Origin of the sequence: Mesorhizobium sp. M7A.F.Ca.ET.027.03.2.1 (genome assembly GCF_003999175.1) — a bacterium.
GTDB lineage: Bacteria > Pseudomonadota > Alphaproteobacteria > Rhizobiales > Rhizobiaceae > Mesorhizobium.
The window spans coordinates 1-748 of sequence record NZ_RZOM01001669.1 but is presented as its reverse complement, the minus strand read 5'-3'; the positions used below and the strand labels follow the sequence as shown (position 1 = coordinate 748).

General features: G+C 60.2%; 1 protein-coding gene. It reads right to left on the bottom strand.

The window, feature by feature from the left end:
* Positions 1 to 696 (bottom strand): SIR2 family protein (locus EN750_RS37235; protein ID WP_189526816.1); only part of this gene is annotated, 696 nt, incomplete at its 3' end.
* Between the last annotated feature and the right edge of the window lie 52 nt (positions 697 to 748).

Genomic DNA, 748 nt, shown 5'->3' with positions numbered 1-748 from the left:
ACCCTGGACCGTGTCGACCATGACCTGCATCTTGTCGGCGATGACCGAGAGTACGAGCGCGAGCAAAAGCGGGTTGGCGTATGCTCTGACAAGCGACTGCTCGTTGATCTGGTCGCGGGTCGCCGCCGTATAGATCTGCGGATAGACGTTCTTGAGTAGTCCCTCCTGGTCGGCGCCGACCTGTTCTCCCGAGAAGACGAAGCTGGGCCTGTTTCCGGGCCAGGGCCAGCGCATCACTGATTCCGCCTTTGCGAAGAAGGCCTGGATATTGGAGTCCTGGGCCGATAGGCCCATCATGATGGTCGGCTTCGAAACGGCAATATCGAGCAGACGGTTGATCACGGCTTGATTTTCGGGTGCGGCGGCCCAACGGTTGATTTGCGAGTAGCGGCCGACAAGAAACGGCCTGTAGGTTCCCTCGTCGGCGACGGCCAACACTGCGCAGCCATGAAATTTGATGATCTGACCGGTAAGCTCCGGCTGACGAAGATCCTCGGCGCGAACGCAGACCACGAGCTTGGGAACGCCTCCCGTCAGTTCGGCAACAGCCTTCTCGACCAGTCCGTCCCAGTTCGCCGTGGCGATGCTAGACGCACTGCCTTCGAGAACTAGAATGCCCATACATAGATGCTCGACATCGGGTTCGATGGCGGGGTTCGCGAAGGTGGCGGGGACGCCCACGCCGTCCCACAGCAAATAGTCATCGGCCTTCCCGGCAACGGTGACGTCGAGCAGCCGAGCATAATTG